Below are 8,730 nucleotides of genomic sequence, written 5' to 3'. Positions count from 1 at the left end.
GGCAGGTTGCCTACGTGTTACTCACCCGTCCGCCGCTAACCTTGTCCCGAAGGACAAGATCCGCTCGACTTGCATGTATTAGGCACGCCGCCAGCGTTCGTCCTGAGCCAGGATCAAACTCTCCATAAAGGTGTTTGACTTGCTCATTTATAACGTTGACTTGCTTCACTCGTTGTTCAGTTTTCAAAGAACAAATTCACTTGTGTTTCGCTTGTTTCCGTCGTGCCTCTCAGCGGCGACTTAGATAATATATCACGGCCACATAGGCTAATGCAAGTGTTTTTTTAAGATTTTTTAAAATCCTTTTTTTTAAAAGCCTCTTCCCCTTTAAAACGACTGCTGCAATCCATGTTTACAAGCATTCGGATGCCTCGTTCAAGCTCTCCCTGTAATCAATCATAGTCTAGATGTTTCCTCTATAGAAAGGACGGATAGAAGCCCTTGGACCGTTTATCATCCCGAACACAACTGTACTTGCTTCGGCGGCCTTTCCCATTGGGCTACCCTGTGGCAGATGGAAGGAAAGCATCCCGCAGCCGAACGTAACATCGATTCAAATGATCGCTTTCCCCTCCCCGCTTCTACTTGTTATCCTTATCCTTATCACCCGTCTGCTTCAAAAGCAATGTTTCCATCCAAATATGAAAACGAACTTTCTTCATTATCTATTCCAGTTTCAACTCCACCAGCTAATGTGAGGCCAACCGGATAAAAAAAAGAGACCGCCAGGATCCTCCTGACGGTCTCTTTTTGATCGGGCTTTCTTATGAAAGCACTTCTTCTATATGAAGCCGGCGCTGAGTGGAAAGATCCACGATGCTGCCGTCGACAGAAACCCACGGACGGGTGCTGTGGTTTCTGTCGGTAAAGACGATCTCTCCCACGCGCCCGTCGCTCAGCCTCACGAGAGTGCCATTATGGAACTGAGTCGCTTTCTCGATGAATGTCCTTACATAAGATGGATCCAGCTTGCCGAAGGCATCCTGCTGAATCTGCTCCAGGACGAGGTAGGGCGACGAGGCTCGGCGATAGATCTTGTTCAGCGTCATGGCATGGAAGATATCTGCAATGGCAACCATCTTGGCGTAGGGATGAATGTTCTCCGCAGACAGGCTCAGCGGATAACCGCTGCCGTCGATCCGCTCATGATGTTGAAGGGCGGAGAGCTTCGCACCCTCATTGAGGGCGGCCACGCCTTTCAGCAGCGAGTAGCCGCTAAGGGTATGCCTCTTCATTTCTTCCTGCTCCGCTGAAGTGAGGATTCCCGGCTTGGCCAGTATGGTTCGATCCACCTTCACGTTGCCGATATCATGCAGCAGGCCGCCCATCGCGACCTGCATCCAATCCTTGGATGGGAGTCCCGCCCACTGCGCGAGCTGATAGCAGGTCAGGGCGGAGAGTACGCTGCTGTGATAGTAGAACTCCTCCTGATTGACATGCCTTGGGGAGAAACTTAGAACCTGATAGTCCCTGGAATGGGAGAGCAGCTTCTCCAGACCGGTCCGCAGCTCCAGAATGGGCAGGGCAGCCCCTCCCGCCACTTGTCCATAGGCTTTCTTCAACAGAGCGACCATCGAATCGTATTCGAGAGTGAGGCCGCTATGCGGAAGAGGCTTGCTCTCCGATTTGGCTGCAGGAGGAGCCTCGGCCCCGCCGCGTTCAATGGCAACCTGCTGCACCATGAATGCCGTCAGAATATCCATTTCTCGCATCGTGACGACACGGCCCTTGTGGAACAGAACGCCCCCCCAAGGGAGTCAGCACATCCTGAGAAATGACATCACCGAGCTTCAACTGCGCGCAATCGACCGTAATCAAGACGGTTCCTCCCCTTATGACGCGTTCAAATGCTATTCGCTATCCGTACCGGCCTCTTCGTCTCCTGCCGGCACATTGCCCGTATCTTCATCTTCTTCCTGAATCTCTTCGCTTCTGGCAACCCGCGTCACCGTAGCAACCGAGTCCTCGTCGCGGATGTTGATCAACCGCACGCCTTGCGTGTTGCGGCCCATGGAAGAGATCGTATCCATATTCATGCGGATCATCGTTCCCGATGCGGTCATGATCATCAGATCCTCGCCGTCTTCCACCATTTTGAGGCCGGCGATCGGACCGTTCTTCTCCGTTACGTTCAAAGTCTTGATGCCTTTGCCGCCGCGCGATTGCGTCCGGTATTCGCTTACCGGAGTCCGCTTGCCGTATCCTTTGGCCGTAACGATCAGAACTTCCTGCTCCGGATCCACGACGTCGATGTCGATCACCCGGTCGTCGTCATCGAGAGCGATGCCCTTGACTCCTGTGGCCGAGCGGCCCATGGAGCGCACATCGCTTTCCGGGAACCGGATGGACATGCCGTCCGCCGTACCGATGATGATCTCCTGCTTGCCGTCCGTCAGCTTTACGCTGATCAGATCGTCGTCCTCGCGCAGATTGATGGCGATCAAGCCGACGCGGCGGATATTGGAGTAATCGTCGAGAGGCGTCTTCTTGACGATGCCCTGGCGCGTTCCGAAGAACAGGTAGCAATCGGGATCGAAAGCTTCGACCGGAATGACGGCATTGACCGTCTCGCCCTGCTCGATCTGCAGCAGGTTGATGATCGGCGTTCCGCGCGCCGTACGGCTGAGATCAGGAATCTCGTAGGCTTTGAGCCGGTATACCTTGCCTTTGTCGGTAAAGAAGAGCAGGTAGTGATGCGTGTTCGAGACGAACAAATGCTCCACAAAGTCATCGGACTTGGTGTCCATGCCGATGACGCCCTTGCCGCCGCGTCGCTGGCTTCGGTAAGTCGATACCGGCAGCCGCTTCACGTAGCCCGAGTGGGTGATCGTGATGACGACATCCTCGCGCGGAATCAGGTCCTCGTCAAGAATCTCGTCCTCGCCGATCGTCACTTCCGTGCGGCGCTCGTCGCCGAAGCGGTCGTTGATCTCGGCAAGCTCCTTGCTGATGATCTCGAGCACCAGCTGCTCGTCGGCCAGAATGGCCTTGTACTCGGCGATGCGGGCAAGCAGCTCGTTGTATTCGGCTTCGATCTTCTCCCGCTCCAGACCGGTCAGGCGCTGCAGCCTCATGTCGAGAATCGCCTGCGCCTGCTCCAGACTGAGCGAGAAGCGGTTGATCAAGCCTTCACGCGCTTCGTCGGTCGTGCGCGAGGAACGGATCAGCGTGATAATCTCGTCGATATGATCAAGCGCGATGCGCAAGCCTTCGAGGATGTGCGCTCTCGCTTCCGCTTTTTTAAGGTCGAATTCGGTACGGCGGCGGATGACCACCATCTGATGCTGCAGATAGTGGTACAGCATGTCGCGCAGCGTAAGGGTGCGCGGCTCGCCGTTGACCAGCGCCAGCATATTGATGCCGAACGTCGATTGCATCTGGGTATGCTTGTACAGGTTGTTCAGAGTTACGCTCGGGTTGACGTCGCGCCGCAGCTCGATGACGACGCGCATGCCGTTGCGGTCGGACTCGTCACGCAGGTCGGTAATGCCCTCGATCTTCTTCTCGCGGACGAGCTCGGCGATCTTCTCGACAAGCCGGGCTTTGTTCACCTGATAAGGCAGTTCATGCACGACGATCCGGGCTTTGCCGCCATTCTCTTCGATTTCGGCCCGGGCGCGCATCGTTACGGAGCCGCGGCCGGTCGTATAGGCCTGGCGGATGCCGGAATGGCCCATGACGAAGCCCGCAGTCGGGAAATCCGGACCTTTGACGTAATCCATCAGCTCCACAGACGTAATGTCCGGATTGCGGATCAGCGCCTGAACGCCGTCGATCACTTCCCGCAGGTTATGCGGCGGAATATTGGTCGCCATGCCGACAGCGATGCCGGAGACGCCGTTGACGAGCAGGTTCGGGAAGCGCGCCGGCAATACGGCAGGCTCCCTTTCCTCGCCGTCATAATTGGGATTGTAGTCGACCGTATCCTTGTTCAGGTCGCGGAGCAGCTCCATCGCGATCTTGGACAGACGGGCCTCGGTGTAACGCATGGCAGCCGCCATGTCTCCGTCGATGGAGCCGAAGTTGCCGTGTCCGTCGACGAGCATGTAGCGCATGGAGAAATCCTGCGCCATCCGGACCATCGATTCATACACGGCGCTGTCGCCGTGCGGGTGATACTTGCCGATGACCTCGCCCACGATCCGGGCTGATTTTTTATAAGGCTTGTCCGGGGCCATGCCAAGCTCGGACATAGCGAACAGGATGCGGCGATGGACGGGCTTGAGTCCGTCGCGCACATCCGGCAGCGCGCGGCTGACGATGATGCTCATGGCATAATCCATGAACGACTCGCGCATTTCCGTGCCGATATCCCGGTCTTTGATTTGAGAACGTTGTTCTTCCGCCATACTTACCTCCTGTGCGGTCAGGCCTCCAAACGGCTCAACCTGATGGTGGCGACTTGCGCGGCGTCTGCCCGCCCTATCTTATCTGTCTTGCACAAAGCGGGCACAATTAAACATCGCGGATCGCAAAAAATAGGTGGATGCCGTGCTCCATTCATAGCGGGAATCCATAAAATAAAGGGATTCAGCACGAATGGTCAGTACACTCTATTATATCATTGTTTAGTCGCTTAAGATATCGGAAATTGGACTGAAGTCTGGAAGGGCTGCGGGAATTGCACGCGATTTATCGCTCTTTCGACAGATGAGGAAGGATGAGATCGGTTGGCCATCCAAAGGGTTATGAGCAAGCAAGCGAAAACGGGGGTGCTGCTCCAGTCGGATTCGCTTAAACCCTACATTCCAGACACAAGGACCTATTCCCGGGACACGCTGCAGGCCATGCTGGAGCAGTACCGGATGCTGTACGTCAAGCCCGACGCAGGCACGTTCGGCAACGGCGTCATCAAGGTCCAGAAGCTCGACGGAGGCTACAGATTCCAACACGGGACGAGGATCCGGTCTTACGCCAGCTTTGACGGACTGTTCGCCGGGCTTGAGAAATCCCGTCCCAAAAGGAGATACGTAGCCCAGCAAGGAATCGATCTCCTGAAGCATAAGCGCCGGCGCTTCGACCTGCGGGTCATGGTGCAGAAAAACCCGAGCGGGAAATGGGAGACGACCGGCATCATCGGCCGGCTCGGACATCCGTCCAAAATCGTCACCAACTACCACAGCGGAGGCACGATCACCCCATTCGAAACGCTGATGAGCGGACATATGGACAATGCCGCGCAAAAGGCGTTCAAGGAGAACTTGCGCCATATCGGCGTCCAGACGGCGGAGCAGCTAGCTACCCGCTATGCCGGCCTCAAGGAAATCGGACTGGACGTTGCGGTCAGCACCAGCATGAAGCCGTGGATTCTGGAGGTCAATACGATGCCGGATCCGTATATATTCCGCAAGCTCAAGGATCAGAGCATCTTCCGCCGGATGAGACGTTACGCCGCCGCCTATGCTCCCAAGCGCACAAGCCGCTGATTCCTTCGCGCAAAGCCGATGAAAAAAAATCCCGGGCCGAGTAGGCGCCGGGATCATTGGCGTGAAATCAGATATCCAGGTTTTTGACGTCCTTGGCGTATTGCTGGATGAACTCGCGGCGAGGCTCTACGTTGTCGCCCATCAGCGTGTCGAACATGATGTCCGCCTTGATCGCATCCTCGATCTGAACCTGAAGCATCGTACGGCTCTCGGGATCCATCGTCGTCTCCCACAGCTGCGAAGCGTTCATCTCGCCGAGGCCTTTGTAGCGCTGGACGTTGATCTTGGCTCCTTCGCCGAACTCGGCCATGATCTCGTCGCGCTCCCGTTCGGACTGCGCATAACGAACGACCTTGTTGCGCTCGATCTTGAACAGAGGAGGCTGGGCGATGTATACGTAGCCCGCTTCCAGAATCCGGCGCATGTAGCGGTAAAGGAACGTCAGCAGCAGGGTCCGGATGTGGGCGCCGTCGACGTCGGCATCCGTCATGATGATGATCTTGTGGTACCGGGCTTTGGCGAGGTCGAAATCATCCCCGATTCCGGTGCCGAGAGCCGTAATGATGGCGCGGATCTCCGCATTGGAGAGGATCCGGTCCAGACGCGCCTTCTCGACGTTGAGGATCTTGCCGCGCAGCGGCAGGATCGCCTGGAAATGCCGGTCGCGGCCCTGCTTGGCCGAGCCGCCGGCGGAATCTCCTTCGACGATGTACAGCTCGCTGATGCTGGCATCCTTGGAGGAGCAGTCGGCCAGCTTGCCCGGCAGCGAGCTCACTTCGAGGGCGCTCTTGCGGCGCGTCAGCTCGCGGGCCTTCTTGGCCGCTTCGCGTGCTCGCGAAGCCTGCAGTCCCTTGTCCACGATTTTGCGGGCGACCGACGGGTTCTCTTCCAGAAACTCCTGCAGCTTCTCGGCGAAGAACGACTCTACGATGCCGCGCACCTCGCTGTTGCCGAGCTTGGTCTTGGTCTGTCCTTCGAACTGCGGCTCGGGAATCTTGACGCTGATGATCGCGGTCAGACCCTCGCGCACGTCCTCGCCGGACAGGTTGGAGTTGTTCTCCTTGATCGCGCCGCTCTTGCGGGCGTAATCGTTGATGATCCGGGTCAGGGCGCTCTTGAAGCCGGACTCGTGGGTGCCGCCTTCATGCGTGTTGATATTGTTCGCGAAGGAGTAGATGTTCTCGCTGTAGCTGTCGTTGTACTGCAGCGACACCTCCACCTGAATGCCGTCCTTGGAGCCTTCGACATAGATCGGCCTCTCGTTGACGGCTTCGCGGTTGCGGTTGAGGTACTCGACGAACTCGATGATGCCGCCGTCATACTTGAAGCTGTTGCTGACTCCGGTGCGCTCGTCGGCAAGGACAAGCTCGATCCCTTTGTTCAGGAACGCCAGCTCGCGGACGCGCGATTGCAGCGTATCGTATTCGAACACGGTCGTCTCGGTGAACACTTCAGGATCCGGCTTGAACAGCGTCCTGGTTCCCGTCGAGGTGCTTTCCCCGACGATCTTCACATCGTACTGAGGAGCGCCGCGGCGGTATTCCTGCTCATAGACCTTGCCGTCGCGGCTGACCTGCACGACGACCAGCTCCGAAAGGGCGTTTACGACGGAAATGCCGACACCGTGCAAGCCTCCGGATACTTTGTAGCCTTCGCCTCCGAATTTGCCGCCGGCATGCAGGACAGTCATGACGACTTCCAGCGTAGGGCGCTTCATCTTCGGATGCTCTCCGACCGGAATTCCCCTTCCGTTGTCCGTTACGGTAATGCTGTTGTTCTCGTGAATCGTTATCGTAATCCGGTTGCAATACCCGGCGAGCGCTTCGTCAATGCTGTTGTCGACGACTTCCCAGACGAGATGGTGAAGTCCTTTGCTGCTGGTGGAGCCGATATACATACCGGGACGCTTGCGGACCGCTTCCAGTCCTTCAAGCACCTGTATCTGGCTCTCGTCGTACGTATGCTGTGGGTTCGTAGACATGCTTGTCTTCACTGCTCCTCTCGAACTGCACTAACCAGCCGCCAGCGGATGCAGCGGCCCTAACTTGATTTCGGCTTTCACGCAGCGGTCAATAAGCCGCGAAATGATGTCCGCGCTTCTTCAGCGTGGAAGATGAGATAGGGGAGTAGTAGACGCGGTTCTGGGTGACGACGATGGATTTGGGCTCCTCTTCGCCGATCGTCTCCACGTCCTTGCGTTTTTTGGCATCGGCCACGAACTGCTTGGAGAGCTTGGAGGACTGCTCGATGGATATATCGAAGATGGCGACCAGCTCCGATGCCCGAATGATTTTTTCTCCGCCGAGATGGATATACATGCGTGCCTTCCGCTCCCCTCTATGATAAATCCTTGCAGGAATAGAATCGCCCTGGCAAGACAAGTTCCCGCCCTGATGGCGGACAGGCGCCGGCGCAAAAGAAGAGACGGAAGGATGCGCCGGGACAGCCTCTCTGAAAACCGAAACGGCTGCTCCGCCTTATGTCTATGCTCGGGTGCCCGTTAACGTAGAGAAGAGAAGAAGGTATGCCATGACAACCCTTCTTCTCAAGAAAGGGCTGGGGCGGTCATAACGTTACCTTGCCGCCCTCAACCCGGTAAACTCCCGCATCCGACAAGCGGCTCGTGTTCACGCTCTCCAGCCCCGTTGCGGTTATGAATGTCTGCACTTTTCCTTGGAAGGTCTCGATGAGCTGCGTCTGCCTGTGCTGGTCCAGCTCGGACAGCACGTCGTCGAGAAGAAGAAGCGGGTACTCCCCGATTTCTTCCCGGATCAGCTCGATCTCGGCCAGCTTCAGGGACAGCGCCGTCGTCCTCTGCTGTCCCTGTGAGCCGAAAACCTGGGCTTCCTTGCCGTTGATATGGAACGCCAGGTCGTCCCGGTGAGGGCCTGCCAGCGTCACTCCGCGGCGATATTCCTGATCTTTTACCTGTGATAACTTTAACATAAATTGATCGAATAAAACAGATTCATCTTGCTCTCCCTCCATTTCGAAGGAAGGGCGGTAGCTGACGGCAAGCTCTTCGCCGCCTGCGGTGATGCCGGAATGGATCGCTGCCGCCCAGGTCCGGAGCTTCTCTATGAATTGTTGCCTTTTTCTCATGATTTTAACACCATGCTCCGCCAGCTGCATGTTCCATACTTCCATCATCGCAGGCTGGACGGAGCCCGGCCCCGTTGACTTGAGGTAGTTGTTGCGCTGCAGCAGAATCTTGGAGTATTGCTGGAGCGTATGCAAGTACCCCGGCTGCACCTGGCCGATCTCCATATCGAGAAAGCGGCGGCGAATCCCCGGCGTCCCTTTG

6 protein-coding genes and 1 rRNA gene are annotated in these 8,730 nt (G+C 56.7%); 1 reads left to right on the top strand and 6 read right to left on the bottom strand.

What is annotated here, in order from left to right:
• From BN871_RS17030 to gyrA, 3 genes are all read right to left on the bottom strand, one after another.
• Positions 1-129, bottom strand: a 16S ribosomal RNA gene (locus tag BN871_RS17030); the annotation flags it as partial.
• A gap of 635 nt (positions 130-764) precedes the next feature.
• Entirely contained in the window at positions 765-1,703 is a 939-nt protein-coding gene (locus tag BN871_RS17025) for an HD-GYP domain-containing protein (protein ID WP_332310229.1), read from the bottom strand.
• Positions 1,704-1,850: 147 nt separating this feature from the next.
• Entirely contained in the window at positions 1,851-4,349 is a 2,499-nt protein-coding gene (gene gyrA / locus BN871_RS17020; protein WP_048747588.1) for a DNA gyrase subunit A, read from the bottom strand.
• A 321-nt stretch (positions 4,350-4,670) separates the two neighbouring features.
• On the opposite strand from gyrA, the gene BN871_RS17015 reads away from it, so the two are divergent.
• Positions 4,671-5,426 (top strand): YheC/YheD family protein, encoded by a 756-nt coding sequence (locus tag BN871_RS17015; RefSeq protein WP_021880316.1) that lies wholly within the window; start codon positions 4,671-4,673, stop codon positions 5,424-5,426.
• 67 nt (positions 5,427-5,493) lie between these two features.
• Here BN871_RS17015 and gyrB read toward each other — a convergent pair whose 3' ends face one another.
• The 3 genes from gyrB to recF all read right to left on the bottom strand — a co-directional run.
• Positions 5,494-7,407 carry a DNA topoisomerase (ATP-hydrolyzing) subunit B gene (gene gyrB / locus BN871_RS17010; protein WP_048747584.1) on the bottom strand — a complete coding sequence of 638 codons (1,914 nt, stop codon included), beginning with the start codon at positions 7,405-7,407 and terminating at the stop codon, positions 5,494-5,496.
• A gap of 88 nt (positions 7,408-7,495) precedes the next feature.
• Positions 7,496-7,744, bottom strand: coding sequence for an extracellular matrix regulator RemB (remB, locus tag BN871_RS17005; protein WP_048747582.1), 249 nt, complete (start codon positions 7,742-7,744; stop codon positions 7,496-7,498).
• A gap of 247 nt (positions 7,745-7,991) precedes the next feature.
• The coding region (recF, locus tag BN871_RS17000; protein ID WP_048747581.1) for a DNA replication/repair protein RecF at positions 7,992-8,730 on the bottom strand (739 nt) is incomplete at its 5' end.

The sequence above is a fragment of the Paenibacillus sp. P22 genome (assembly GCF_000469945.2).
In the GTDB taxonomy this organism is placed as follows: domain Bacteria; phylum Bacillota; class Bacilli; order Paenibacillales; family Paenibacillaceae; genus Paenibacillus_O; species Paenibacillus_O humicus.
This window is presented reverse-complemented; position numbering and strand designations above follow the sequence as displayed.